At 75.4% G+C, this 23,446-nt stretch carries 30 protein-coding genes; 19 read left to right on the top strand and 11 right to left on the bottom strand.

All coding sequences use genetic code 11. The features are described 5' to 3' along the window. Window positions 1–292 precede the first annotated feature (292 nt). Window positions 293–466 carry a CsbD family protein gene (locus ACI798_RS21750; RefSeq protein ID WP_456943425.1) on the top strand — a complete coding sequence of 58 codons (174 nt, stop codon included), beginning with the start codon at window positions 293–295 and terminating at the stop codon, window positions 464–466. A 79-nt stretch (window positions 467–545) separates the two neighbouring features. On the opposite strand, the gene ACI798_RS21745 is transcribed toward ACI798_RS21750, so the two are convergent. Then, window positions 546–1,307, bottom strand: coding sequence for a (deoxy)nucleoside triphosphate pyrophosphohydrolase (locus ACI798_RS21745; protein WP_456943424.1), 762 nt, complete (start codon window positions 1,305–1,307; stop codon window positions 546–548). A 70-nt stretch (window positions 1,308–1,377) separates the two neighbouring features. Here ACI798_RS21745 and ACI798_RS21740 point away from each other — a divergent pair, with 70 nt between their 5' ends. From ACI798_RS21740 to ACI798_RS21715, 6 genes are all read left to right on the top strand, one after another. Beyond that, window positions 1,378–1,848 (top strand): RrF2 family transcriptional regulator, encoded by a 471-nt coding sequence (locus tag ACI798_RS21740; protein ID WP_456943423.1) that lies wholly within the window; start codon window positions 1,378–1,380, stop codon window positions 1,846–1,848. Window positions 1,849–2,104: 256 nt separating this feature from the next. Next, window positions 2,105–3,796 (top strand): nitrite/sulfite reductase, encoded by a 1,692-nt coding sequence (locus tag ACI798_RS21735; RefSeq protein WP_456943422.1) that lies wholly within the window; start codon window positions 2,105–2,107, stop codon window positions 3,794–3,796. 10 nt (window positions 3,797–3,806) lie between these two features. Then, window positions 3,807–3,989, top strand: coding sequence for a hypothetical protein (locus ACI798_RS21730; RefSeq protein ID WP_457048933.1), 183 nt, complete (start codon window positions 3,807–3,809; stop codon window positions 3,987–3,989). Beyond that, window positions 3,986–4,696: a phosphoadenylyl-sulfate reductase gene (locus ACI798_RS21725; protein ID WP_456943420.1), complete on the top strand. Its 711-nt coding sequence runs from the start codon at window positions 3,986–3,988 to the stop codon at window positions 4,694–4,696. The genes ACI798_RS21730 and ACI798_RS21725 overlap by 4 nt, the downstream gene beginning before the upstream one ends. Window positions 4,697–4,708: 12 nt before the next feature. Next, complete coding sequence (locus tag ACI798_RS21720; RefSeq protein WP_456943419.1) at window positions 4,709–5,002, top strand: 4a-hydroxytetrahydrobiopterin dehydratase; 294 nt, start codon at window positions 4,709–4,711, stop codon at window positions 5,000–5,002. Window positions 5,003–5,064: 62 nt separating this feature from the next. Beyond that, on the top strand, window positions 5,065–5,550 hold the full coding sequence (locus tag ACI798_RS21715; protein WP_457048932.1) for an SRPBCC family protein: 486 nt from the start codon (window positions 5,065–5,067) through the stop codon (window positions 5,548–5,550). Here ACI798_RS21715 and ACI798_RS21710 read toward each other — a convergent pair. Beyond that, entirely contained in the window at window positions 5,534–5,932 is a 399-nt protein-coding gene (locus tag ACI798_RS21710; RefSeq protein WP_456943417.1) for a DUF3037 domain-containing protein, read from the bottom strand. The genes ACI798_RS21715 and ACI798_RS21710 overlap by 17 nt on opposite strands. Then, window positions 5,929–6,798 (bottom strand): HipA family kinase, encoded by an 870-nt coding sequence (locus tag ACI798_RS21705; RefSeq protein ID WP_457048931.1) that lies wholly within the window; start codon window positions 6,796–6,798, stop codon window positions 5,929–5,931. The genes ACI798_RS21710 and ACI798_RS21705 overlap by 4 nt, the downstream gene beginning before the upstream one ends. Before the next feature lie 24 nt (window positions 6,799–6,822). Here ACI798_RS21705 and ACI798_RS21700 point away from each other — a divergent pair, with 24 nt between their 5' ends. Then, complete coding sequence (locus ACI798_RS21700; RefSeq protein ID WP_456943415.1) at window positions 6,823–7,371, top strand: DUF1990 family protein; 549 nt, start codon at window positions 6,823–6,825, stop codon at window positions 7,369–7,371. A gap of 29 nt (window positions 7,372–7,400) precedes the next feature. After that, window positions 7,401–8,534 carry a serine hydrolase domain-containing protein gene (locus tag ACI798_RS21695; RefSeq protein ID WP_457048930.1) on the top strand — a complete coding sequence of 378 codons (1,134 nt, stop codon included), beginning with the start codon at window positions 7,401–7,403 and terminating at the stop codon, window positions 8,532–8,534. Here ACI798_RS21695 and ACI798_RS21690 read toward each other — a convergent pair. Genes ACI798_RS21690 through ACI798_RS21680 form a run of 3 tightly spaced genes read right to left on the bottom strand, consistent with a single transcriptional unit; the run spans window position 8,531 to window position 11,032 of the window. Continuing rightward, window positions 8,531–9,274, bottom strand: a complete 744-nt coding sequence (locus ACI798_RS21690) for a hypothetical protein (RefSeq protein WP_457048929.1) — start codon at window positions 9,272–9,274, stop codon at window positions 8,531–8,533. The two genes, ACI798_RS21695 and ACI798_RS21690, sit on opposite strands and share 4 nt — an antisense overlap. Next, complete coding sequence (locus ACI798_RS21685; RefSeq protein WP_457048928.1) at window positions 9,271–10,173, bottom strand: ABC transporter ATP-binding protein; 903 nt, start codon at window positions 10,171–10,173, stop codon at window positions 9,271–9,273. Before ACI798_RS21685 ends, ACI798_RS21690 begins: the two co-directional genes overlap by 4 nt. Window positions 10,174–10,213: 40 nt before the next feature. Then, window positions 10,214–11,032, bottom strand: a complete 819-nt coding sequence (locus tag ACI798_RS21680) for a formate/nitrite transporter family protein (protein WP_457048927.1) — start codon at window positions 11,030–11,032, stop codon at window positions 10,214–10,216. A gap of 23 nt (window positions 11,033–11,055) precedes the next feature. On the opposite strand from ACI798_RS21680, the gene ACI798_RS21675 reads away from it, so the two are divergent. Then, a complete protein-coding gene (locus ACI798_RS21675) occupies window positions 11,056–11,775 on the top strand; it encodes a monooxygenase (RefSeq protein WP_457048926.1) in 720 nt (239 codons plus the stop codon). Here the strand turns inward: ACI798_RS21675 and ACI798_RS21670 are convergent. After that, a complete protein-coding gene (locus tag ACI798_RS21670; RefSeq protein WP_457048925.1) occupies window positions 11,760–12,290 on the bottom strand; it encodes an N-acetyltransferase family protein in 531 nt (176 codons plus the stop codon). The two genes, ACI798_RS21675 and ACI798_RS21670, sit on opposite strands and share 16 nt — an antisense overlap. Window positions 12,291–12,372: 82 nt before the next feature. Between ACI798_RS21670 and ACI798_RS21665 the strand changes: the two genes are divergently transcribed. Continuing rightward, window positions 12,373–12,525, top strand: a complete 153-nt coding sequence (locus ACI798_RS21665; protein ID WP_456943408.1) for a hypothetical protein — start codon at window positions 12,373–12,375, stop codon at window positions 12,523–12,525. A gap of 13 nt (window positions 12,526–12,538) precedes the next feature. On the opposite strand, the gene ACI798_RS21660 is transcribed toward ACI798_RS21665, so the two are convergent. Together ACI798_RS21660 and ACI798_RS21655 are read right to left on the bottom strand one after the other, a co-directional pair. Beyond that, complete coding sequence (locus ACI798_RS21660) at window positions 12,539–13,276, bottom strand: FAD-binding oxidoreductase (protein ID WP_457048924.1); 738 nt, start codon at window positions 13,274–13,276, stop codon at window positions 12,539–12,541. Next, a complete protein-coding gene (locus ACI798_RS21655; RefSeq protein ID WP_456943406.1) occupies window positions 13,269–13,877 on the bottom strand; it encodes a sulfite oxidase-like oxidoreductase in 609 nt (202 codons plus the stop codon). The genes ACI798_RS21660 and ACI798_RS21655 overlap by 8 nt, the downstream gene beginning before the upstream one ends. Before the next feature lie 165 nt (window positions 13,878–14,042). On the opposite strand from ACI798_RS21655, the gene ACI798_RS21650 reads away from it, so the two are divergent. From ACI798_RS21650 to ACI798_RS21630, 5 genes are all read left to right on the top strand, one after another. Further along, on the top strand, window positions 14,043–14,738 hold the full coding sequence (locus ACI798_RS21650) for a succinate dehydrogenase cytochrome b subunit (protein ID WP_456943405.1): 696 nt from the start codon (window positions 14,043–14,045) through the stop codon (window positions 14,736–14,738). 11 nt (window positions 14,739–14,749) lie between these two features. After that, window positions 14,750–16,696: a fumarate reductase/succinate dehydrogenase flavoprotein subunit gene (locus ACI798_RS21645; protein ID WP_457048923.1), complete on the top strand. Its 1,947-nt coding sequence runs from the start codon at window positions 14,750–14,752 to the stop codon at window positions 16,694–16,696. After that, entirely contained in the window at window positions 16,696–17,469 is a 774-nt protein-coding gene (locus tag ACI798_RS21640; protein ID WP_456943403.1) for a succinate dehydrogenase/fumarate reductase iron-sulfur subunit, read from the top strand. The genes ACI798_RS21645 and ACI798_RS21640 overlap by 1 nt, the downstream gene beginning before the upstream one ends. Window positions 17,470–17,575: 106 nt before the next feature. Next, window positions 17,576–18,082: a winged helix-turn-helix transcriptional regulator gene (locus ACI798_RS21635; protein ID WP_456943402.1), complete on the top strand. Its 507-nt coding sequence runs from the start codon at window positions 17,576–17,578 to the stop codon at window positions 18,080–18,082. Further along, complete coding sequence (locus tag ACI798_RS21630; protein ID WP_456943401.1) at window positions 18,072–18,611, top strand: PaaI family thioesterase; 540 nt, start codon at window positions 18,072–18,074, stop codon at window positions 18,609–18,611. Before ACI798_RS21635 ends, ACI798_RS21630 begins: the two co-directional genes overlap by 11 nt. A 1-nt stretch (window position 18,612) precedes the next feature. Here the strand turns inward: ACI798_RS21630 and ACI798_RS21625 are convergent, their stop codons facing one another. Together ACI798_RS21625 and ACI798_RS21620 are read right to left on the bottom strand one after the other, a co-directional pair. Then, on the bottom strand, window positions 18,613–19,362 hold the full coding sequence (locus ACI798_RS21625) for a glycoside hydrolase family 16 protein (RefSeq protein WP_457048922.1): 750 nt from the start codon (window positions 19,360–19,362) through the stop codon (window positions 18,613–18,615). After that, window positions 19,359–19,979, bottom strand: a complete 621-nt coding sequence (locus tag ACI798_RS21620) for a hypothetical protein (protein WP_456943399.1) — start codon at window positions 19,977–19,979, stop codon at window positions 19,359–19,361. Before ACI798_RS21620 ends, ACI798_RS21625 begins: the two co-directional genes overlap by 4 nt. Before the next feature lie 205 nt (window positions 19,980–20,184). On the opposite strand from ACI798_RS21620, the gene ACI798_RS21615 reads away from it, so the two are divergent. The 3 genes from ACI798_RS21615 to ACI798_RS21605 are packed head-to-tail and all read left to right on the top strand — an operon-like array spanning window position 20,185 to window position 23,311. Then, window positions 20,185–21,375 (top strand): inositol-3-phosphate synthase, encoded by a 1,191-nt coding sequence (locus ACI798_RS21615; protein WP_457048921.1) that lies wholly within the window; start codon window positions 20,185–20,187, stop codon window positions 21,373–21,375. Continuing rightward, window positions 21,372–22,292 carry a hypothetical protein gene (locus tag ACI798_RS21610; protein ID WP_457048920.1) on the top strand — a complete coding sequence of 307 codons (921 nt, stop codon included), beginning with the start codon at window positions 21,372–21,374 and terminating at the stop codon, window positions 22,290–22,292. The genes ACI798_RS21615 and ACI798_RS21610 overlap by 4 nt, the downstream gene beginning before the upstream one ends. Continuing rightward, window positions 22,289–23,311 carry a methyltransferase domain-containing protein gene (locus ACI798_RS21605; protein WP_457048919.1) on the top strand — a complete coding sequence of 341 codons (1,023 nt, stop codon included), beginning with the start codon at window positions 22,289–22,291 and terminating at the stop codon, window positions 23,309–23,311. The genes ACI798_RS21610 and ACI798_RS21605 overlap by 4 nt, the downstream gene beginning before the upstream one ends. Window positions 23,312–23,446: the final 135 nt, after the last annotated feature.

Genomic DNA, 23,446 nt, shown 5'->3' with positions numbered 1-23,446 from the left:
TGCACTGGCCGGGCGCCGGCGTCCTCCGGGTGAACACCACGGAACGGACCCGGAACGCCGTGGGCGACCCTAGGCACCCCCGACGAGGACCGTCCACGACCGCAACCGATTTGTGACCGAGGCTCACGACTCCTGTCACACCGCTGCAACAGCAGCGGTCGACGAGGGCGCGGACAGCAGGGCTTGCGGTCCGCAGTCGTTCACCCCGGAGGATCTCCGCCGTTCGGGCGAACCGGGTGTGGTCACCCTACTCCCGGGTACTCCTCGGCCATCCGAGAGGGAGGAGTCCACCGTGAGCGGCATCGACAAGCTGCAGAACAAGGCCCAGGAGCTGGCGGGCGAGGGCAAGGAGCGCGTCGGCGAGGCCACGGGCGACCGCGACCTGCAGGCCGAGGGCGCCAACGACAAGGCCGCCGGCAACCTCAAGCAGGCCGGCGAGAAGGTCAAGGACGTCTTCAAGAAGTAGGGCGGAGGACCTCGTCCCGAGGTCGTCCGCGCACCTCGCGAGGGGCGCCGTCCCGCACGGGACGGCGCCCCTCGTGCGTCTAGAGGCGGGCGAGCAGGTCGCGGACCGCGGGCAGCAGGGGGCGGTCGGCGGCGATCCAGTCCAGGCCGTCGAGGTCGGCGGCGCCCACCCAGCGCAGCTCGCGGTGCTCGTGCGCCACCGGCTCGCCCGAGGCCAGCCGGGCCCACCAGACCCGCAGCGTCGAGGCGCCGGGCGCCCCGCCGGCCACCGAGCCGTCCAGCGGCACCTCGCCGAGGAATGCCTGCGGCGCGACCACGACCCCCATCTCCTCGACGCACTCGCGGACCAGCGCCGCGACGTCGTCCTCCCCCGGCTCCACCTTGCCGCCGGGGAACTCCCACAGTCCCGCCAGCGGCCCCGACCCGCGCTGGGCGACCAGCACCCGGTCCCCGCGGACGACCGCCGCGCCGACCACCTGGACGACGTCGAGGGCGCGCAGCGCGGCCGCGGCGGCGTAGCCGTCGAGGTGCCGGCGCATCGCCCGCAGCACCCGCCGGCGCAGCACGGTCTGGTCGACCAGGCCGCCGAGCGCCCCGGGCAGGCCGGTGTCCCAGTCGACCTGCTCGTCGACGACGGTGCCGGCCCCGGTCGCGGTGAACCGCCGCTCGTGGGTGAGGCGGCGCCACCCCCGTCCCGGCCCGGCGGCGTAGAGGTCGCGCACCGGGCGGACCGACTCGACCTCCTCCAGCGGGAACGGCCAGGGGCGGCCGAGGGCCCGGGCGACGTCGAAGGCGACGGTCAGCGGCGCCGCCACGACCGTGGTGAAGCGCAGCCGGTACACGCCGTCACCCTGGCAGACCGGGCAGGATGGGCCCGCGGGACCCGGCAGCCGGTCCGCAGGAGGGAGCACCGTGCGCATCACCGCCCGGGTCGACTACGCCGTCCGCGCGGCCCTCGAGCTGGCCGCCGCGGCGCCGGGCGCGCTGACCTGCGACCGGATCGCGACCAACCAGGGCCTCCCCTCCCGCTTCCTGCAGGGGATCCTCGGCGACCTCCAGCACGCCCGGCTGGTCACCAGCCAGCGGGGCCGCGAGGGCGGGTACCGGCTGGCGCTGCCGCCGTCGGAGATCTCCATCGCCCGGGTCATGCGGGTGGAGCAGGGCTTCCTCGCCGAGGTGCACGGGCAGCGGCCCGAGGACGTCAGCTACCCCGGCGCCGCCGAGGAGCTGGCCAGCGTGTGGGTCGCCGCGCGCGCCGCCTACCGGCGGGTGCTGGAGGAGGTCACGCTCGCCGACGTCGTCGCGGGGAAGCTGCCGGGGTACGTGGCGGAGCTCGCCGCCGTGGAGAGCGCCTGGCGCTCGTTCGGCGACGACGCCCCCTGAGCGGCGCCCCTGAGAGCGGCGCCCCCGAGCTCACACCGGCCGGGGCCGGACGTGTGCGACCATGGGGGCGTGACGGACCGCGGCAGCCTCCTCGTCGCGCGTCTGCACGTCGACCTCGCTCTCGTCAGCAGCGCCGCCTGTCGCGCCTCGCGCTGACCACCAGTCCTCCCCCGCGGCCCGGAGCCGCGACCCCGACCTGGCAGCGCCCTCCCGCGCGGGTGCAGACCGGCGCGGACGGCGCAGGAAGAAGTGCACCGTGTCCGCACCTCCCCGTCCGAGCAACCGGCCGACGCGCCGTGACGCGCCCCAGCGCGGCCAGGGCCAGTGGGCGCTGGGCTACCGGGAGCCGCTGAACCCGAACGAGCGGATGAAGAAGGACTCCGACGGGCTCGAGGTCCGTCAGAGGATCCTCGACATCTACTCGCGGACCGGCTTCGACGGCATCGATCCCGGCGACCTGCGCGGCCGGATGCGGTGGATGGGCCTCTACACCCAGCGGGCCCCGGGCATCCCCGGCGGCAAGACCGCCGTGCTGGAGCCCGAGGAGCTCGAGGACTCGTACTTCATGATGCGGGTGCGCACCGACGGCGGGGCGCTGACCAGCGAGCAGCTGCGCACGCTCGGCGCCATCAGCACCGAGTTCGGCCGCGACGTCGCCGACGTCACCGACCGGCAGAACGTCCAGTACCACTGGATCCGCATCGAGGACGTCCCCGAGATCTGGGAGCGGCTCGAGGCCGTCGGCATGACGACCACCGAGGCCTGCGGCGACACCCCGCGCGGCATGCTCAACTGCCCGCTGGCCGGTGTCCTCGAGGACGAGGTCGTCGACGCCACCGAGGTCATGGCGCAGACAGTGGCCCGCTACGTGGGCGACCCGGAGTTCAGCAACCTGCCGCGCAAGTGGAAGACGTCGATGTCCGGCTGCGTCGACCACTGCACCGAGCCCGAGATCGACGACGTCTCCTTCGTCGGCGTCGTGGGCCCCGACGGCGAGCCCGGCTACGACCTGTGGGTCGGCGGCGGCCTGTCGACCAACCCGATGTTCGCCCAGCGCGTCGGCGTGTTCGTGCGGCCCGAGGAGGTCACCGAGGTGTGGGCGGCCTGCACCTCGGTCTTCCGCGACTACGGCTACCGCCGGCAGCGCAACCGGGCCCGGATCAAGTTCCTCATGGCCGACTGGGGCCCGGAGAGGTTCCGGCAGGTGCTGCAGGACGAGTACCTGCACCGCGCGCTGCCCGACGGCCCCGCGGCCGCGCCGCCGAAGAACGAGTCCCGCGACCACGTCGGCGTCGCGAGGCAGAAGGACGGCCGCAACGCCGTCGGCTTCGCGCTGCGCACCGGCCGCATCACCGGGACGGTGCTCACCCGGATCGCCGACCTCGCGGACGAGTACGGCGCGGGCCGCATCCGGACGACGACCCAGCAGAAGATGGTGATCCTGGACGTGCCGGACGAGCACGTCGAGGACCTGGTCACCGCGCTCGCCGAGCACGACCTGCTCGTGCGCCCGAGCGCCTTCCGCCGCGGCACCATGGCCTGCACCGGCCTGGAGTTCTGCAAGCTCGCGATCGTCGAGACCAAGCAGCACGCCCAGGACCTCTACGCCGAGCTGGAGAAGCGGCTGCCCGGCTTCGACGAGCCGATCGGCATCAACGTCAACGGCTGCCCGAACAGCTGTGCCCGCTTCCAGACCGCCGACATCGGGTTCAAGGGCTCGATGGTCCGCGACGAGAACGGCGAGATGGTCGAGGGCTTCCAGGTGCACCTGGGCGGCCACCTCGGCGTCGACGCCGCCTTCGGCCGGAAGTTCCGCGGCCACAAGGTGACCAAGGCCGAGACGGCGGACTACTGCGAGCGCGTGCTGCGCGGCTACCTGGAGCGGCGCGAGCCCGGCGAGCGGTTCGCCGCCTACGTGGCCCGCGCCGAGGAGGCCTGGCTGCTGTGACGGGGCTGCTGTGAGCGAGGAGGCGGAGGACACGGGCGGCCGCGCGGGAAGCCAGCGCCAGCTGCCCGTGTTCCACTGCCCGTACTGCGGGGACGAGGAGCTGACCCCGCACGGGGACGAGGGTGAGTGGCACTGCGCCGCGTGCCTGCGGACCTTCACCGTCCGGCTCACCGGGACAGGAGTGCAGGCATGACGACCGCCGTCCGGCCGACGCCGGAGCTCGCCGCCGAGGCCGACGCCCGCTTCGAGGGCATCGCCGACCCCGTCGAGCAGGCCCTCGCCGTGCTGCGCTGGGCCGGGGAGACCTTCGGCGACGACTTCGCCGTCACCTCGTCGATGGCCGACGGGCTCCTTGCGCACCTGGCCTCCCGGGCGGTGCCCGGGGTCAACGTGGTCTTCCTCGACACCGGCTACCACTTCGCCGAGACGATCGGCACGCGCGACTGGATCAGCAGCGTCCTGCCGATCACGCTCGTGAACGTGACGCCGCCGCGGACGGTCGCCGAGCAGGACGCCGAGCACGGCCCGGCGCTGCACGACCGCGACCCGGACCTGTGCTGCTCGCTGCGCAAGGTGCAGCCGCTGGCCGGCGCGCTGGCCGGCTACGCCGCGTGGGGCTCCGGCGTCCGCCGCGACGAGGCCGCCACCCGCGCCGGCACGAGGGTCGTCGACTGGGACGCCAAGCGGGGCATGGTGAAGGTCAACCCGCTGGCCGCCTGGACGCAGGACGACGTCGACGCCTACATCGCCGAACACCGGGTGCCGGTCAACCCGCTGCAGGAGATCGGGTACGCCTCGATCGGCTGCGCGCCGTGCACCCGCCCGGTCGCGCCGGGCGAGGACCCGCGTGCCGGGCGGTGGGCCGGCCGCGGCAAGACCGAGTGCGGGCTGCACCTGTAGGACCATCCCGACGTGCCCCGGCCGCCCCGCCTGTCCCCCGACGAGGTCGCGGCCGGCCTGCGCGCGCTGCCGCTGTGGTCCGGTGACGTCACCGGCCTGCACCGCACGGTGCAGCTGGCCTCGTTCCGCGCCGCGGTGGCCGCGATCGTCGCCATCGCGGACGTCGCCGAGGAGATGGACCACCACCCCGACGTCGACCTGCGGTGGCGGACGCTGCACCTCACCCTCGTCAGCCACTCCGCGGACGGGGTGACCGCGCTCGACCTGGAGCTCGCCCGCCGGATCGACGAGCTGCTCCCGGGCTGACGCCGGCCCCGCGGACACGGGCGCCGCCGTGGCGCGGGCACCCCGATCAGGAGATGGTCCCGATGGCCGCCGAGCTGAGGACGTCCGTCGACATCGACGCCACCCCCGAGCGGGTGTGGCGGGTGCTCACCGACCTGCCCGCCTACGCGGAGTGGAACCCGTTCGTCACCGCGGCGGACGGGGACGTCGTCGCGGGAGGCCGGCTGTCGGTCCGCGTGCCGCCAGGGAACGCCCTCCTCCGGTCGCACCTGCGGCCCACGGTCCGGCAGGTGGTCCCCCTCCGGCGGCTGCGGGTGTGGAGCCGGCTGGACCGGCTGGGCGTCCCCGGCCTCTTCGACGTCGAGCACACCGTGACCCTCACCGACCACGACGGGGGCGTGCGCCTGTGGCAGCAGGACCGGTTCGGGGGGCTGCTGGCCCCGCTGCTCGTCCGGTCCCTGAACCGCCACCGGCTCGCGGCGTTCCACGCCATGGGCGCGGCGCTCAAGCAGCGGGCCGAGGGCCCCGCCCCGGTCGCGGAGGACCGACCCGTCAGCCCTCGTCGCTGACCGGCAGCACCAGCAGGCGCAGCAGGCGGTCGGCCTCGGCGTCGGGGTCCTCGGTGAGCCCGGTGTGCACCGGGCCGGGCTGGACGACGGTGCTGCGCGGCGCGGTCAGCCAGCGGAACCGCGAGCCCAGCGCCTCCCGGCCCGCGGCGCCGGCGGCGGGGTCGGCGGCGCAGACGTCGGCGGCGGCCTGCAGCGCGCGGCCGATGGCAGCGGGGTCGGCGGTCGGGTCCAGCGCGCGCAGCCGGTCGACGTCGAGGTGCACCCGGCTGCCCAGGTAGTCGCGCTGCCGGCAGTAGACGAGGACGCCGGCGTTGAGCGCCTCGCCCCGCTCCACCCGCGGCACCACCCGCAGGACGGCGTACTCGAAGGTCTCCCGGCTCACCGCTGGGTCACCCCCGGCGGCGGGGGCGGGCCCAGCCACGCCGGCCGGTTCTCCCCGCGCGGCGACCGGCGGCGTCCGCCCGCGCCCGCGGCGGCCGCGGCCACCACCCCGGGCAGCCACGCGTCCCGGGCGGCCAGCCGGGCCAGCAGCTGCCCCACGTACCGCTCCCGGACGGCGGCCGGTGGCTCGCCGGGCTCCGGTCCCTCCAGCCAGTCGTCGGGCACCTGCGCCAGCACCCGCTCCAGCAGCGGCCGGGTGACCCGCGGCCCGAGGTCGGCGTCGGCGGCGCGCAGGTCCGGCGAGCACTCGACCAGCGCGTGCTGGGCGGCGTCGTAGGAGCGGGCGACGGCGGCCGGCGCCCCCGGCCAGTTGTGGTGGAAGGTGAGCGCGGCGCCGTGGTCGATCAGCTGCAGCCGGCCGTGCCAGAACAGCATGTTGGGGTTGCGCCAGGACCGGTCGACGTTGCCCACCAGCGCGTCGAACCACAGCACCCGGCCGGCCAGCTCGGGCTCCACCTCGCCCACCCCGGCCTCGAAGTCCAGGGCCCCGGGCAGGTAGTCCAGCCCGAGGTTGCGCCCGGCCGAGCGCTGCAGCAGTTCCTGCACCTCGGGGTCGGGCTCGCCGACGGCCAGCTCCGGGACGACGTCGACGGTGACCAGGGCCGGCACCGGCAGCGCCAGCGCCCGGGCCAGCTCGCCGCAGACCACCTCGGCCACCAGCACCCGCACGCCCTGGCCGGCGGCCCGCCACTTGACCACGTAGGTGCCGAGGTCGTCGGCCTCCATGAGCCCGGGCAGCGAGCCACCCTCGCGCAGCGGGGTGACGTAGCGGGTGGCGGTGACGGCGGGCAGCACAGTGCCGGTCAACCTACGCCGGTCCAGACTGGGCCCATGGGCCTGTTCCGGGCCGTGTCGCCCGAGGGCCTGCGCGACGCGCCGCTCACCTATGCCGAGGTCGGCGCCACGCGCGCCGCCGAGCTCCCCGCCGGCTACCGCACCGGCACGTGGACCGAGGTCGTCGGCTCCGGCCGCGCGGCGTTCGAGCGGGTCGCCGCGGCGGTGTTCGCCTGGGCGCCGCAGCGCAGCACCGGCCTCCGGGTGCGCGCGACCGGGTCGCCTGGCGAGGTGGGCACGGTCGTCGTCCTCACCGCGGGGCTGCCGCGGCTGGGCTATGACATCCCCTGCCGGGTCGTCTGGGCGTCGACGACCGGCGACGAGCGCGGCTTCGCCTACGGCTCGCTGCCCGGCCACCCCGAGAGCGGCGAGGAGTGCTTCACCGTCCGGCTCGACCCCGGCGGCGACGTCGTCGCCTCGATCCGGGTGTTCTCCCGGCTGGCCTCCCCCGCCGCCCGCCTCGTGCCGCCGGTGAGCTGGGCCCTGCAGCGGCTGGCCACCGCCCGCTACCGCGCGACGCTGCGCCGGGCCGCCCGCGACCGATGAGCCCGGGCCCACCGGGCGGTCACCCGTGCATGGGTCTGGCCGAGGAGATCGAGCAGGTGGTGGTCGGCGCCGTGGCGGCCGGGGTGGTGCCCGGCGCCGCGTGGCTGGTGCGGCGCGGGGACGAGGTGGCCCGGGGCGCGGCGGGCACCCACACCCCGGGTGGGGACGACCCGGTGGCGCCGGACACCGTCTTCCGCATCTCCTCGGTGACCAAGCCGGTGGTGGCCACGGCCGCGCTCACCCTCGTCGACGACGGCACGCTGGCCCTCGACGAGCCGGTGGACGCGCTGCTGCCCGAGCTGGCCGGCCGGCGGGTGCTCGCCGACCCCGCCGACGCGGCCGCGGGCACGGTGCCGGCGCGGCGGGCGGTCACGGTCCGCGACGTCCTCACGTCCCGGCTAGGCCTGGGCATCGACTTCACCGCGCCGTGGCCCACCCCGACCGTCGCCGCGCTCGGCGAGGCGGGCCTGCCGGTCGGGCCGCCGGCGCCGCAGGCCGCTCCCCCGCCGGACGAGTGGCTGCGCCGGGTGGCCGGCGTCCCGCTGGCGTACCAGCCCGGCGAGCGCTGGCTCTACCACGCCGGCGCGAGCGTGCTCGGCGTCCTCGTCGCCCGTGCCGCCGGCCGGCCGCTGCCCGAGGTGCTCACCGAGCGGGTGCTGGTCCCGCTCGGGATGGCCGACACCGGCTTCGGCGTCCCGGCGCCGGCCCGCGGCCGGTTCGGTCCGCACTGGACGCCGCCGGACGAGCGCGGCCACCGGGAGCTGTACGACCCCGCCGACGGCCAGTGGGCCTCCCCGCCGCCCTTCCCCGACGGCGGGGACGGCCTGGTCTCCACCGTCGACGACCTCGCCGTCCTCGCGCGGGTGCTGCTCGCCGGCGGGGAGCCGGTGCTGCGCGGGCCGACGGTGCGGGCGCTGCTCACCGAGCAGGCCGGCCCGGTCGACGACGAGGGCGGCGGCTGGGGCCTGGGCCTCGGCGTCCGGCGCACCGACGAGCCCGGCGGCCGGCACGCCGGCTCCTTCGGCTGGGACGGCGGGCTGGGCAGCACGTGGTGGACCGACCCGGTCACCGGCACCACCGCGGTCCTGCTGACCAACCAGATGTGGTCCTCGCCTGCGCCGCCGGCGGTGTTCGACGCCTTCCGCGCCGTCGCCTTCGGCTAGACGTCGCGGCGCTCGAGCAGGCCCGCGCCCAGCGCCCAGGCCGCGACCGCCCACGCCGCCGACACCGCCAGGCCCACCGGCCAGCTCGTCGGGACGGCGAGGAAGGACTCCTCGCCCACCCGCAGCGCCGGCAGCGCCTGCGACAGCAGCTCGGCGGTCCGGCCGCCGGCCAGCGCCAGCGCGGGCGGGGCCACGAACACCAGCGCGGCGCCCAGCCCCACGGCGCCCGCGGTCGAGCGCAGCACCGCCCCGAGCCCGGCGGCGAGCACGGTGACCAGCACCGCGCCGGCCACCTGCAGGCCGGCCGACCGCAGCACGTCCGGGTCGTCCAGGGGGACGCCGCCGGGCACCGCGACCAGCGTCCGCGCGGCCAGGGCGCACGCGGCCACCAGCAGCGCGGTGAGCAGCGCCGCCCACGCCGCGACGACGGCCGTCTTGGCCACCAGCAGCCGGGTGCGGCGCGGCACGGCGACCAGCGAGGACAGCGCCATCCCGCCGCCCAGGTCGGCGGTGACCGCGAGCACCCCGAGGACGACGAGCGCCACCTGGCCGAAGGCGAAGCCGATCAGCGCGACGCCGACCGCGGCGTCCGCGTCCGGTGCCGTCGGCGTGGTGGCCGCGGCCAGCCACCCGAACGCGCCGACGACGAGCAGGTAGACGGCGCTGCACCACCAGGTCGAGCGCAGCGTCCGCAGCTTGGTCCACTCGGCGCGCAGCACCGCCGCCGGGCCGACCCTCACGCCGCGCCCGCCCGGTACTCGACGTCCTCGCCGGTCAGCTCCAGGTAGGCCGCCTCCAGCGAGGCGACCACCGGGGTCAGCTCGTGCACCGGCACCCGCGCGGCGAAGGCGACGTCGCCCACCGCGGCCGGGGCCAGGCCCTCCACCCGCAGCGCGCCGTCGGTCTCCGGCGCCACCCCGGCCCCGGCCCGGCGCAGCGCGGCGGCCAGCAGCGGCGCCTGCGGGCTGCGCACCCGCACCGCGGCGTGCCGGCCGAGCAGGTCGGCCATCGGGACGTCGGCGAGCAGCCGGCCGCGGCCGAGCACGACCAGGTGGTCGGCGGTGTCCTCCATCTCGCTCATCAGGTGGCTGGACACCAGCACCGTGCGGCCCTCGTCGGCGAGGTCGCGCAGCAGCCCGCGCACCCAGCGGATGCCCTCCGGGTCCAGGCCGTTGACCGGCTCGTCGAGCAGCAGCACTTCGGGGTCGCCGAGCAGCGCCGCGGCGATGCCGAGCCGCTGCCCCATGCCGAGGGAGAAGCCGCGCACCCGCTCGTGTGCCACCGCGCCGAGGCCGACCAGCTCGACGACGTCGTCCACCCGCGAGGCGGGCAGGCCGCTGCCCTGCGCCAGCGCGAGCAGGTGCGCGTACGCGGTGCGCCCGGGGTGGCGCGCCCGCGGGTCGACCAGCGCGCCGACCCGCCGCATCGGCACGTCGAGGTCGCGGTAGGGCACGCCGAGCACCGTCGCCGTCCCGGTGGTGGGCCGGGTCAGGCCGAGGACGCAGCGCATCGTCGTCGTCTTGCCCGAGCCGTTCGGGCCGAGGAAGCCGGTCACCCGGCCCGGGTGCACGGTGAAGCTCACGTCGTCGACGGCGACCCGCGCCCGGTAGTGCTTGGTCAGCCCGTCGACCTCGATCACGCCGCCAGTGTGCCGACCGCGCGCCGGGGAGCCCGGCAGGTCACTCGCCGGCGGCCGCGGCGCGTTCCCGCTGGAGCAGCTCCTTGCTGCGCACCAGCCGGAGCAGGGTGACCACGATCAGCCCGCCGGCCATGTTGAGCAACGTGACGTACCAGAACCAGGCCAGCCAGTCGGCGTAGCCGAACGGCGCGGTGCCGGTGTGGAGGGCCCCGAAGACCAGCAGCGAGTCCAGCACCGAGTGGAACAGCTGCAGCCCGGCCAGGACGAACGCGCCCGCGAACGCGGCGACGATCTTGGCGCCATCGGCGGAGGTGCCGTTCTGCATGCGGGTCATCAGCGTGATGACGACGCCCCCGAGGAAGGCCAGGCACACCGCGCGCAGGTCCAGCGGCGACTCGACGAAGTGCCGCGCCGACTCGACGACGGTCGGCCCGAGCTGCGGGAAGCCGTGCACCACCACCCACATCGCCAGCCAGCCGCCGACGAGGTTGCCCGCCAGCGTCCCGGCCCACAGCCGGCCCAGCTGCGACCAGCTCGCCCGGCCGGCGACGACGGCGGTCACCGGCAGCAGGAAGCCCTCGGTGAACAGCTCGCTGCGGGCCAGCAGCAGGGCCACGAAGCCGACGCCGAATGCCAGCCCGGCCAGCAGGTGGCTGCGGGTCTCGGCGTAGACGGCGAGCAGCACGAGGACGCCGATCGCCACCTCCAGGCCGCCGGCGAGACCGGTGGTGAGCACCTCCCGCCAGGTGCGGTGCAGCCGCTGCGCGCCCTGGCTGACCACCCGGTCGAAGGCCTGGACGACCTCGTCCTCCGCGGGGGCGTCGGTGTCGCCGAGTTGGATCCGCCGCTGGTCGGTCACCGCGCGCACCTACCCTCGGCCGCGTGCGTCCACCCGGGCCGGAAGCGGTGACCCTGCACCTGTGGGGCGTCCCGGGCCGTGCCGTGCCGCGGGCGGTGCTGCGGATGGCCTCGGTCCGCCCGGCGCTCGCCCGCCTGCCGGGGCTGCGGTTCGCCAAGCTGCTGGGCACCGGCGACGGGCGGACCTTCACCGTCCGCGACGCCGACCCGCGCCGCTGGGGCCTGCTGGCGGTCTGGGACGACGACGCCGCCGCGGACGCCCTCGACGACTCCCCCGTCGCCGCGAGCTGGCGGCGGATCGCCGACGAGGAGTGGGCGGCGCGGCTGCGCCCGCTGGCGGCGCGCGGGCTGTGGTCGGGCCGCGAGCCGTTCGGCCGGCCGCGGCCGCAGCGCTGGGACGGGCCGGTGGCCGCGGTGACCCGGGCGCGGCTGGTGCTGCGCCGGGCGGCGCGGTTCTGGTCGGCGGTGCCGCCGGTGTCGGCCGACCTGCACCGGGCGCCGGGCCTGCGCATGGCCGTCGGCATCGGCGAGGCGCCGCTGGGCCTGCAGGGCACCTTCAGCGTCTGGGACTCCGCGTCGGCGCTCAACGCCTTCGCCTACGACCGCCCCGAGCACGCCGCCGTGGTCCGCCGGACGGCGCAGGAGGGCTGGTACGCCGAGGAGCTGTTCGCCCGCCTGGCGGTGCTGTCCACCCGCGGCACCGTCGCCGGCACCGACCCGGCGGCGGGCTACAGCTCCACGTAGAGGTGGACCTCCTCGCGGTCGTCGCCGGCGGCGACCCGGATCGCGCCGGGCATCCGGCCGAACTCGCGGTAGCCCAGCCCCTGGTAGAAGCCCTCGAGGCCGTAGCCGCCGCGCACGGTGAGGTGCAGCATCTCCAGCCCGAGGTCGCGGGCGGCGTCGTGCACCCCGGTCATCAGCGCCCGGCCCAGCCCCTGCCCCTGCCGGTCCGGGTGGACCTGCACCCGCAGCACGGTGGCCCAGTGCCGGCGCAGCGGGCTGACCGACAGCGACAGCACCGCCCAGCCGGCCAGCTCGCCGTCGGCCCGCAGCACCACCACCCGCTCGCGGCCCTGCGACACCCGCTCGAGCAGGGCGTCGAGCACCGGCGCGACGTCGTCCCGGCCGACCGGGGGGACGAAGCCGACCGCGCCGCCGGCGTTGGAGACGTCGGTCCAGCAGGCCAGCAGGGCCTCGCGCAGCCCCGGGTCGACGTCCTCGACGGCGGTGGCCACGGCAGACGGCACGGCGCTCGGCATGGCACCGATTCTCGTCCGCGACGCAGGTCACGGACCGCGCGGCCCCTGGACCCGGTGGGAGCAGGGGGCCAGGCTCGCCGGCATGACCGACGCTCCCGGCCCCGTCCCGACCCGACGCACCGACGAGGACGAGATGCGCGTCCCGTTCTGGATCGTGCTCGCCGGCGTGGGCGCCGGCGCGTTCTGGGCGCTGGCCGGCGTGGCCCTCGGCTCCTGGCTGCGCGCCCGCCGCTGAGCCGCGAGGCGGGTCAACCCGACGAGCCGCTGGGGCCGAAGCGCTCCACCCGCACGTCCGGCTCCGGCACGCCGAGGCCGACCAGCAGCTGGCTGGCCGCCTCCGCGAACGGCGTCGACCCGCAGACGTAGGCGGTCTGGCCCGGCTCCCACAGCGGCACGAGGTCCGCGGCGGTCAGCCGCCCGGCGGGGCGGATCCCCGAGGGCTCGCGGGTGGTGACCACCAGCGCCCCGGCCGCCCGCAGCTCGTCGCCGTAGGGCAGCTCGGCCAGCGTGCGGGTGGAGACGGCGATCCGCAGCAGGTCCTCGCGGCCCAGCTCGCGGGCGGTGCGCAGCATGGACACGAACGGCACGACGCCGGTGCCCCCGCCCACGAGCAGCGCCGGCCCGTCGCCCTCCCAGACGAACCAGCCGCCGATCGGCCCGCGGACCTCGAGCCGGTCACCGGGCTCGACGACGTCGGCGAGGTAGGTGGACACCTCGCCGTCGTCGAGCCGCTCGACCAGCAGCTCCACCAGCGGGTCCCCCGGCGCCGACGCCAGCGAGTAGGACCGCTGGGCGCGGTAGCCGTCCTCCGCGGTGAGCCGGACGACGTAGTGCTGGCCGGCCAGGTGGTCGACGCGGTCGGGCACCTCCAGCCGCAGCCGGACGGTGTGCGGGGTGGGGCGGTCGACCTTGCGCACGGTCGCCGTGCGCCAGCCGCCGGCGGGCGCCCGCCGGCGGAGGCCGGGGTGCGTGCCCGGCTCAATCACCCTGGTACCGCTGCTCGCGCCACGGGTCGCCGCGGTCGTGGTAGCCGTTCTGCTCCCAGAATCCCTGCTGGTCGCGCTGCAGGAGGGTCAGCCGGGTGACCCACTTGGCGCTCTTCCAGAAGTAGAGGTGTGGCACGAGCAGCCGCACCGGGCCGCCGTGCTCGACCGGCAGCGGCCGGCCGTCGAACTCCCAGACGATCCACGCCCGGCCGCCGGTGACGTCCTCGAGCGGCAGGTTGGTGGTGTAGCCGGTCTTCGACGTCGCGATGACGAAGTGCGCGTCGGCGGTGGGCCGCGCGGCCTCCAGCAGGGTGTCCACGCTGACGCCGGCGAAGTGCGTGTCGAACTTCGACCACGTCGTGACGCAGTGGATGTCGCCGCGGTAGTCCGAGGGCGGGAGACGGTGGACGTCGTCCCAGGTCCAGGTGGTCGGGTTCTCCACCCGGCCGTCGACGGTGATGCTCCAGGTCTCCGGCGCGATGCGCGGGGTGGGCTCGGCGGTCAGCACGGGCCAGTCGCGGCCGACGTCGTACTGGCCGGGGGGCAGCCGCGGGTCGCGCTCGCGCCGTCGGCCGAGGAAGCCCCGGGTCGGTCCTGCCACGCGTCCTCCTCCGATGGGGTGGGTGTGCCGACACGCTCCCACGCCCCGGCAGGCGGACACCAACGTCCTGACCAGGGCTGAGGGTTCCCTTACGAGAGGTGAGTCACGTCGTGTTCACATGGCCGACACGGGGGCATGGAGCCTAACTTTGGTGCCGTGGTGACGGTGACGAACTCGGGCCAGCGGCGGACCCCGAAGGTCGCGAAGACCAGCTCGGTCGCGAAGAAGGCCGTGATGGCGGTCAGCGGGATCATCCTGGTCCTGTACCTGGTCGCGCACATGGTCGGGAACCTGAAGCTCTTCGCCGGCGCGGAGACCTTCAACGGCTACTCGGAGTGGATCCGCCGGATCGGCGAGCCGGCCGTCCCCGGCCAGACCCTGCTGTGGATCATCCGCGTCGTCCTGCTGGTGGCGGTGGTCGCCCACGCGTGGGCCGCGATCTCGCTGTGGCGGCAGGCCAAGCGCGCCCGGCCCACCCAGTACGTGGCCCGCAAGGCGGTGGCCCAGAGCTACGCCTCGCGCACCATGCGCTGGGGCGGCGTGATCCTGGCGCTGTTCATCGTCTACCACATCCTCGACCTCACGCTGGGGGTCGCGAACCCCGAGGGCCCCGACTCCACGCCCTACGACCGCGCGATCGCCGGGTTCTCCAACCCGTTCGTCACCCTGGTCTACGTCGTCGCGCTGCTGGCCCTGGGCTTCCACCTGCGCCACGGCATCTGGAGCGCCACCCAGACGCTGGGGCAGAGCAACAAGACGCGCGAGCGCACGGTCAACGCGTTCGCCACCGTCTTCGCCGTCGTCCTGACCGCCGGGTTCCTGATCCCGCCGCTCAGCGTCCTCGTCGGCATCATCGAGTAGGAGCACCTCTCATGGCCCTCGACCTGTTCACCGTCGGTGCCCCGATCACCGACACCAAGGCCCCCCGCGACGTCCCGATCGGCGAGCGCTGGAGCGAGCGCCGCTTCCGGGCGAAGCTGGTCAACCCGGCCAACCGCCGCAAGCTGACCGTCATCGTCGTCGGCACCGGCCTGGCCGGCGGCTCGGCCGCCGCCACGCTCGGCGAGGCCGGCTACAAGGTCAAGTCGTTCTGGTACCAGGACAGCCCGCGCCGGGCGCACAGCGTCGCCGCGCAGGGTGGCATCAACGCCGCCAAGAACTACCGCAACGACGGCGACTCGGTGCACCGGCTGTTCTACGACACGGTCAAGGGCGGGGACTTCCGCGCCCGCGAGGACAACGTGCACCGGCTGGCCGAGGTCAGCGTCAACATCATCGACCAGTGCGTCGCGCAGGGCGTGCCCTTCGCCCGCGAGTACGGCGGCCTGCTCGACAACCGCTCCTTCGGTGGCACCCAGGTGTCGCGGACGTTCTACGCCCGCGGCCAGACGGGCCAGCAGCTGCTCTACGGCGCCTACCAGGCCCTCGAGCGGCAGATGGCGGCCGGCACCGTCGAGCAGTTCCCGCGCACCGAGATGCTCGACCTGATCGTCGTCGACGGCCGGGCCCGCGGCATCGTGGCGCGGGACCTGATCACCGGCGAGATCAGCACGCACTTCGCCGACGCCGTCGTGCTCGCCACCGGCGGCTACAGCAACGTCTTCTACCTGTCCACGAACGCCAAGGGCTCCAACGCCACGGCGATCTGGCGGGCGCACAAGCGGGGCGCGCTGTTCGCCAACCCCTGCTACACGCAGATCCACCCGACCTGCATCCCGGTGCACGGCGAGTACCAGTCGAAGCTCACGCTGATGAGCGAGTCGCTGCGCAACGACGGCCGCGTGTGGGTGCCCAAGGAGCGCGGCGACACCCGTGACCCGCGGCAGATCCCCGAGGACGAGCGCGACTACTACCTCGAGCGGATCTACCCCTCGTTCGGCAACCTGGTCCCCCGCGACATCGCGTCGCGGCAGGCCAAGAACGTCTGCGACGAGGGCCGCGGCGTCGGCCCCAACGGCCTGGGCGTGTACCTCGACTTCGCCGAGGCCATGCAGCGGCTGGGCCGGCCGGCCATCGAGGCCAAGTACGGCAACCTCTTCGACATGTACGCCCAGATCACGGGTGAGGACCCCTACGAGGTCCCCATGCGGATCTACCCCGCCGTGCACTACACGATGGGCGGCCTGTGGGTCGACTACGACCTGCAGTCGAACATCCCCGGCCTGTTCGTGATCGGCGAGGCCAACTTCTCCGACCACGGCGCGAACCGGCTCGGCGCCAGCGCCCTCATGCAGGGCCTGGCCGACGGCTACTTCGTGCTGCCGAACACGATCAACGACTACCTGGCCTCCGGCCCGTTCGGTGCGGTCGACCCGCAGCACCCGGCCGCGGTCGAGGCGCTCGAGGGCGTCCGCGCGCAGACCGAGAAGCTGCTGTCGATCAACGGCACCCGGACCACCGCCTCCTTCCACCGCGAGCTCGGCCGGCTGATGTTCGACCTGTGCGGCATGGAGCGGTCGGAGGAGAGCCTGCGCAAGGCGCTCGACCGGATCCCCGAGATCCGGCAGGAGTTCTGGACCAACGTGAAGGTCCCCGGCGAGGCCGGGCGCTTCAACCAGAGCCTGGAGCACGCCGGCCGCGTCGCCGACTTCATCGAGCTCGCCGAGCTCATGTGCGTCGACGCACTGCACCGCAACGAGAGCTGCGGTGGTCACTTCCGGGCCGAGAGCCAGACCCCCGACGGGGAGGCCCTGCGCGACGACGAGAACTTCGCCTACGTCGCGGCCTGGGAGTGGACGCCCGAGGGCGTCCCGCCGGTCCTCCACAAGGAGGACCTCGAGTTCGAGTACGTCCACCTCGCCCAGCGGAGCTACAAGTAATGAACCTCAAGCTGCGTGTCTGGCGTCAGCGGAGTGCGGCGGAGAAGGGGCAGATGGTGACCTACGAGGTCACCGACGTCTCCCCGGACATGTCGTTCCTCGAGATGCTCGACGTGCTCAACGAGCAGCTCATCCTCGACGGTGAGGACCCGGTCTCCTTCGACCACGACTGCCGCGAGGGCATCTGCGGGTCGTGCGGCGTCATGATCAACGGCCGCGCGCACGGCAACGGCCTGTTCGAGAACCACCCGCAGACCACCACCTGCCAGCTGCACATGCGGTCGTTCAAGGACGGCGACACGATCGACGTCGAGCCGTGGCGGGCGACGGCGTTCCCGGTCATCAAGGACCTCGCCGTCGACCGGTCGGCGTTGGACCGGATCATCCAGTCGGGCGGCTACATCAGCGCCCCGACCGGCACCGCCCCCGAGGCGCACTCGATCCTGGTCGCCAAGAAGGACTCCGACGCCGCCTTCGACGCCGCCACCTGCATCGGCTGCGGCGCCTGCGTGGCGGCCTGCCCGAACGCCTCGTCGATGCTGTTCACCGCCGCGAAGGTCACGCACCTGGGGCTCATGCCGCAGGGCCAGCCCGAGCGCAACGACCGCGTGGTCAACATGATCCACCAGCAGGACCTCGAGGGCTTCGGCGGCTGCACCAACATCGGCGAGTGCTCGGCGAGCTGCCCCAAGGGCATCTCGATGGAGAACATCTCCCGGCTCAACCACGACCTGCTCGGCGCCCTGCGCGCCGGCGCACGGCCGAAGAGCTGACCCCGGCACCACCGCGACGGGCGGGGACCCCCACGGGTCCCCGCCCGTCGGTGTTCTACGGGGCCCGATGGTGGCGCCGGGTCGGTTCGAGGTGCAAACTGACGACGTGACCGCGCTCTACGACCTCGCGGACCTGCCCGGCCGCCCGTGCACGATCGCCGCCGCCCTGGAACTGGTCGGCGAGCGGTGGTCGCTGCTGGTGGTCCGGGAGGTCTCGCTGGGCAACCACCGCTTCAGCGACATCGCCCGCGGCACCGGGGCACCCCGGGACCGGCTGACCGCGCGGCTCAACGCGCTGGTCGCCGCCGGCGTGCTCGAGCGCCGCCGGTACAGCGACTCCCCGCCCCGCTCGGGCTACCACCTCACCGCGTCCGGCCGCGACCTGCTGCCGGTGCTGCAGGCGCTGCTGCAGTGGGGCGACCGCTGGGCTGCCGAGGAGCCACCGGTGCGGCTGAGCCACGCGCCGGCCGGGCACGAGGAGCACACCGTCGACGCCGAGTGGGTGTGCCGAACCTGCGGCGAGCCGGTCAACTCCTCGCGGGTCGAGCGGGTGCTGACCCCGGCCGGCCGCGCCCTGTCCGGGCTGCCGGCGGACGAGACGCATGAGCACTGAGGCCGACCCGGCGACCGGCGTGCCGGCCGCGTGGGGCGAGCCGCGCTCCCGGACGGTCACCTGGTTCGACCCGATGGTCACCGCGGCCGGCGGCCGGGAGCGCTCCGGGCTGGAGACGCTCGAGGCGGTGCGCGACGGCGTGCTGCCGCCGCCCCCGATCGCGCAGCTGCTGCAGATGGACCTGGTCGCCGTCGAGGAGGGCCGGGTCGAGTTCGCCTGCGCCGTCGACGAGTCGGTCTACAACCCGATCGGCGTCGTCCACGGCGGGCTGGTCTGCACCCTGCTGGACTCCGTCGCCGGCTGCGCGGTGCACACCACGCTGCCGCACGGCGTCGGCTACACGTCGATCGAGCTGAAGGTGACCTACCTGCGGGCGGTCACGCAGGCCAGCGGGCCGCTGACCGCCGTCGGCACGGTCGTCAAGCCCGGCCGCCGGGTCGCCTTCGCCGAGGGGCAGGTCACCGACGCCGCCGGCAAGGTGGTCGCGACGGCGTCGAGCTCGCTGCTGGTCTTCCCGCTGCCCGTCTGAGTCAGCGGCCGCGGAACCGGTCGACGACGAGCTCGGGGACGACGTAGGGCTCCCCCGGCACCGCCTTCTCCGGGAAGTCGAAGACGGCGACCATCGACTGCAGCGGGTAGTCCGGCGTCACCGCGACCTCGCGCACCACCTGCCCGTCGACGGAGAAGGCCGCGCCGTCGGGCCGCCAGTCGACGGCGTAGGTGTGCCATCCCGACACGTCGATGCCGGGCCGGGGCGCCGCGAAGTCCTCGGCGAGCCGCGGGTCGCGGAACGGGTGGGTGCCCATCCCGACGGCGGCGCCCTCGACCGGGTCGACGGCGTCGCCGAACACCTCCATCACGCACAGCTCGCCCGAGCGCTCGGGCGCGTCCTCCAGCCCGACCAGCCACCAGGCGACCATCGACCGCCGGGTCACGGTGGCGCGGGCGCGCATCTCCAGCCGCCCGTACCGCGGCGTCCAGCCCCAGTGCGCCGGCTGCTCCTCGCGGACGACCGCCCCGGGACGCACCGGCTGCTGCCCGACCGTGCTGCCGACCGGCCCGGAGAAGACGCCGGACTGGATGCCCGAGACGCGCAGCGGCGGGTGGTCGCCGGGGCACCACAGCGGCGTGTCGTCGGGCAGGTACAGCCGCAGGCAGGAGTCGCGGACCTCGTGGCAGGCCGCCGTCGCCGCACGGGAGCTCCACTGCGGCAGGTAGTGCGGGACCCAGACGTCGCGGTCCAGGTCGTCACCGTCGAAGTCGTCGAGGAACTCCGTCATCGCGACTGCAGCGCGTCGAGGGCCACGGCCATGGCGGCGGCGACGCGGAAGTCCAGCCGGGGGTCGGGGACGGTGACGTCGTAGCGGTCGCGGACCGACTTGCGCCGCTCGACGACAAGCACCGGGCGGCCGGTGGCGGTGTCGACGAAGTCGAAGTGGAAGACGAACGGCACCCAGACGTCGCCGACGTACGGGATGACCTCCCACACCCGCCGCAGCACGGCGATCACCGGCCGCCGCTCGCGGCCGACGGCGGTCAGCCCGGGCACCGTGAGGTCCCAGGTCGAGCGCAGCAGGCTGGCGCCGAACCGCTTGCTGAACGTGCCGAGCGGGCGGCCCTGCTCGTCGAGGACGTCGTGCTCGGCGTGCACGTCGAGGCGCTGGCGGGCGCGGAAGGAGAAGACCGGCCGGGTGCGCTCCTCGTCGGCGGTGAACAGCACCTCCTCCTTGAGCTTGAGCCGCTTCTGCTGCGCCATCGCCAGCAGCTCGCCCTCGGTGCCGTCCGGCCCGACGGCGCGCACCTCGTAGCGGTTGACCATGACGGTGATCCGCTGCCGGACGGCGAAGCGCGGGACGACCATCGCGGCGCGGGTCTCGTCGGCGTGGGGCACGGTCACGGCGGCACCTCCCGGCTCGGGTCCTGCCCCCATCGTGGCCCCCGCGTCCAGGACACGCCGTGCGCGACCGGGTCGAACGCAAGAATCTTGAACTCACCCAGCGAGTGCACAACCGCTGTGCCAGGGTCGGCCCAGGTGGAGCCGGTCCACCGGCAGGAGTGCGGAGGTCGTGGTGTCGCAAGGTCCCCGTCGCGTCGGCGTCGCTGTGGTCGGACTCGGGGGCGCGGTCGCCACGACCGCCGTCGCCGGGCTGGAGCTCCTCCGGATCGGGGCCGCGGGCACCGACGGGCTGCCGCTCGCGGGGCTGGAGGTGGCCGGCGGGCCGGTCGAGGAGACCACCGGCCTGGTCGGCTACGACGCGCTCGTCGTCCGCGGCTGGGACCTCGACGGGTCCGACCTGCGCAAGGCCGCCGAGCAGCACGCGGTCCTCGACTCCCGCCAGCTCGAGCAGGCCGGGCCCGCGCTGTCGGCGCTGACCCCGTGGCCCGCCGCCGGCGATGCCGACTTCTGCCGCAACGTCACCGGCGGCAACGTGGTGCTCGCCGAGACCCGCCGCGACCAGGTCGACGCCGTCCGCGCCGACCTGCGGCGGTTCCGCGAGGAGGAGGCCCTCGACGGCCTGGTGCTGGTCAACCTCGCCTCGACCGAGCGCTGGCCCGACCCGACGGCGCCCGCGCTGCAGACGGTCGAGGCGTTCGAGGCCGGGCTGGACGCCGACGACCGCGCGATCACCCCGGCGATGGTCTACGCCTACGCCGCGATCACCGAGGGCGTCGGCTACGTCAACTTCACGCCGTCGCTGGCCGCCGACGTCCCGGCGCTGGTCGCCCTGGCCGAGCAGCGCGGCGTCCCGGTCGCCGGCAAGGACGGCAAGACCGGCCAGACGATGATGAAGACCGTCCTCGCGCCGGCGTTCCGCGCCCGCTCGCTCACCGTCGAGGGCTGGTACTCCACCAACATCCTCGGCAACCGCGACGGCCTGGCCCTCGACGACCCCGACTCGCTCAACAGCAAGCTGCAGACCAAGGGCAGCGTGCTGGACTCGATCCTCGGCTACCCGGTCGAGGACCACGTGGTCCGGATCGACTACTACCGGCCCCGCGGGGACCAGAAGGAGGCCTGGGACGCCATCGACCTGGTCGGCTTCCTCGGGCAGCGGATGCAGGTCAAGGTCGACTTCCAGTGCCGCGACTCGATCCTCGCCGCCCCCCTGGCGCTGGAGCTCGCCCGGCTCACCGACCTCGCGCAGCAGCGCGGCGAGGGCGGGATCCAGAGGCAGCTGGGCTGGTTCTTCAAGGCCCCGATGACCGCCGACGGCAGCGTCCCCGAGCACGCGTTCCACACGCAGGAGGCGACGCTGCTCGAGTGGCTGGCCGCCGGCGCCCCCGCGCGGTGACCGGACTCGCCCCCTCCCCCGCCGGGACGCTCGCCCCGATCGCCGCGCTGCGCCCGCTGCTGGCCGAGATCGGCGACGCCAAGCGGGTGCGCGTCGCCGGCACGCCCGGCTCGCTCGCCGAGCAGGCCTTCGCCCGTGCCTGGGCGCGGCTGGTGGCGGGCGAGGACGTCGCCGGCGTCGTGTGGTCGGAGACGGCGGCCGCGGTCGCCCGCGCCCGGCTGGCCGGCGTCGACGCCGGCGTGCTGACCGCCGCCGGGCTCTCCGGCGACGAGGCCCTGGCGGTGCTGCGCCGCGGCTTCGACGAGGTGGCCGGCCCTCTGGACGCGGGGCTGCGGGACCGGCTGCGCGCCGCGCTCGGCCCGCTGCCGGCGCCGGCGGCGCCGCCCGCCCTGGCCGGTGCGCTCAACGCCCAGCCGCGTGCGGGCGCGACCGCGCCCGGGAAGCCGCGGATCGTGGTCGAGCCGCCGGAGAGCCACGGCGACCACTGCCTGACCGTCGCCGTCTACGGGGTGCTGGTCGCGCCGGTGGTCGGCGCCGACCCGGTCGCGCCGTTCCTGCTGGGCCTCGCCCACCACCTGCACAACGTCGTCCTGCCCGACGCCGGGTTCGCCGGCGAGGTGCTGCTCGGTGACGCGCTGGAGCGGGTGATGTCCACGCTCGAGGAGCGGGAGCTGGCCGCGCTGCCGGACGCGCTGGCGGACCGGGTGCGCGGGGTGCTGGCGCTGCGGCCGGGCGCCGACGTGCCCGAGGCCCGGGCCTTCCACGCCGCCGACGTCCTCGACCGGGTGCTGCAGGTGCACCACCACGCGCGGGCCGCGGCCTTCACCGCCGCGCAGGCGCTCGACGACCTCGACCTCGTGCACGCCGGGCCGGTACAGGGCTACCACCTCGAGGTCCTGGGAGCGGCCGGGTTGTGAGCCTCGCCGTCGAGGTCCCCGTCGTCGACGGGATCCCGTTCGCCCGCGCCGGCCGCGACGACCTGCGCGCGGAGGTCGCCGGGCTGGTGGCCGCCGGGGAGGCCGACCGGGCGCGGGTGCTGCTGCTCGCCGACGCCGACGACTGGTGGACCGCGCCGCCGCCCCCGCCGGAGCAGCTGGCGCTGGTCCCCTTCGCGCGCACGCTGCGCGAGGCGATGGCCCTGCTCGGCATGGGACGGGTCGCCGACTACTTCGCGCACCGCTGGTCGGACCCGACCCACCTGGCCGGCCTCGCGCTGCTGCAGGCGCACTGGCCCGGGGACCGGCCGGTGGTCGACGTCGCCTGCGGGATCGGCGCGCACCTGCGCGAGCTGTCCCGCCGCGGGGTGCGCGACCTGCTCGGCGTCGACGTCGTCTGGGCCAAGCTGTGGCTGGCGCGGCGGTTCGTCTGCCCGTCGGCGCGCTACGTGTGCGCCGACCTCACCGCCGCGCCGTCGCTCGCCGTCGGCACCCCCGCGTACGTCATGTGCCACGACGCCTTCTACTTCCTCCGCGACAAGCCGGCCGCGGCCGCGGCGATGCGCGCGCTGGCCGGGGACGGCGGCACCGTCGTCGTCGGGCACGCGCACGTCGCCGACCCGCACGGGGAGCCGCTGCCGCCGGAGGACTACGCGCGGGTGCTGGGCACCGGCCTGCTCTACGACGACGACGAGCTGACCCGCTCGCTGCTCGAGGGCCGCCCGCCGCGCCCGGCGCCGCCCGCGGAGCTGCGCGCCAGCGAGGCGGTGGCCCTGGTCGCCGGGGACCCGCGGACCCCCGCGCCGGCCGACCTGGGCGAACCGCTGCCGCCGCTGGCGCCCAACCCGCTGTACCGCGACGGCTTCCTGACCTGGCCGAACGAGCGCTACGCCGTCGAGTACGGGCCGCGCTCGGGCTACCTGCCGCCGCTGTGGCCCGACCCGCTGCCGGCCGACGCCGCCCGCCGCCGGCTGCTGGTCGACCTGCCGGAGGCGTGGTGAGCCGGCGCGCCTCCGGGGGGGGGGGGGGGGGGGGGGGGGGGGGGGGGGGGGGGGGGGGGGGGGGGGGGGGGGGGGGGGGGGGGGGGGGGGGGGGGGGGGGGGGGGGGGGGGGGGGGGGGGGGGGGGGGGGGGGGG

Source organism: Geodermatophilus sp. SYSU D01045 (genome assembly GCF_054050295.1).
Note: the sequence above shows the minus strand (reverse complement) of the source record. Positions and strands in the feature narration are given on the sequence as shown.

Coding starts and splice junctions, on each gene's coding strand:
- ACI798_RS21630 (WP_456943401.1), top strand. CDS start 18,072: ATGAGCACTGAGGCCGACCCGGCGACCGGCGTGCCGGCCGCGTGGGGC.
- ACI798_RS21670 (WP_457048925.1), bottom strand. CDS start 12,290: ATGCCGAGCGCCGTGCCGTCTGCCGTGGCCACCGCCGTCGAGGACGTC.
- ACI798_RS21625 (WP_457048922.1), bottom strand. CDS start 19,362: ATGACGGAGTTCCTCGACGACTTCGACGGTGACGACCTGGACCGCGAC.
- ACI798_RS21695 (WP_457048930.1), top strand. CDS start 7,401: ATGGGTCTGGCCGAGGAGATCGAGCAGGTGGTGGTCGGCGCCGTGGCG.
- ACI798_RS21645 (WP_457048923.1), top strand. CDS start 14,750: ATGGCCCTCGACCTGTTCACCGTCGGTGCCCCGATCACCGACACCAAG.
- ACI798_RS21700 (WP_456943415.1), top strand. CDS start 6,823: ATGGGCCTGTTCCGGGCCGTGTCGCCCGAGGGCCTGCGCGACGCGCCG.
- ACI798_RS21725 (WP_456943420.1), top strand. CDS start 3,986: ATGACGACCGCCGTCCGGCCGACGCCGGAGCTCGCCGCCGAGGCCGAC.
- ACI798_RS21665 (WP_456943408.1), top strand. CDS start 12,373: ATGACCGACGCTCCCGGCCCCGTCCCGACCCGACGCACCGACGAGGAC.
- ACI798_RS21715 (WP_457048932.1), top strand. CDS start 5,065: ATGGCCGCCGAGCTGAGGACGTCCGTCGACATCGACGCCACCCCCGAG.
- ACI798_RS21640 (WP_456943403.1), top strand. CDS start 16,696: ATGAACCTCAAGCTGCGTGTCTGGCGTCAGCGGAGTGCGGCGGAGAAG.